Genomic DNA, 568 nt, shown 5'->3' with positions numbered 1-568 from the left:
CGCCGAACCTGCGCGGCCGGCTGCTGGCGAACCCGTCGCTGGCCGACCTGACGTGGTTCCGCGTCGGCGGGCCGGCGCAGGCGCTGTTCACGCCCGTCGACGAGGAGGACCTGGCTCACCTCCTGGCCGGGCTCGACCCCGAGATCTCGGTGACGGTGATCGGGCTCGGCTCGAACCTGATCGTGCGCGACGGCGGCATCCCCGGGGTCACGATCCGGCTCGGCGGCAAGGCCTTCGGCGCGGTGGAGATCGACGGCGACACCTTGCGCGCCGGCACCGCCGTGCCCGACATGCGGCTGGCGAAGGCCGCGGCCGAAGCCTCGCTCGACGGGCTCGCCTTCTTCCGCGGCATCCCGGGCTCGGTCGGCGGGGCGCTGCGCATGAACGCCGGCGCCCATGGCGGCGAGACCACCGACGTGCTCGTCGAGGCCCGCGGCGTCGACCGGCGCGGCGCGCTTTGCCGCTTCACCCACGAGGCGATGGGCTTCACCTACCGTCATTCGGCTGCGCCCGAGGACGTGATCTTCACGAGCGCGCTGTTCCGCGGCCGCCCCGGCGAGCGCGCCGC

The 568-nt window shown here is 74.8% G+C and carries 1 protein-coding gene; it reads left to right on the top strand.

The features are described from left to right. A partial coding sequence (locus FV222_RS28695) for an FAD-binding protein (protein WP_147816507.1) occupies positions 1 to 568 on the top strand: 568 nt, incomplete at both ends.

The sequence above is a fragment of the Methylobacterium sp. WL103 genome (assembly GCF_008039885.1).
In the GTDB taxonomy this organism is placed as follows: Bacteria; Pseudomonadota; Alphaproteobacteria; order Rhizobiales; family Beijerinckiaceae; genus Methylobacterium; species Methylobacterium cerastii.
The sequence above is the reverse complement of the archived record's forward strand: the minus strand, read 5'-3'. Positions and strand labels throughout refer to the sequence as shown.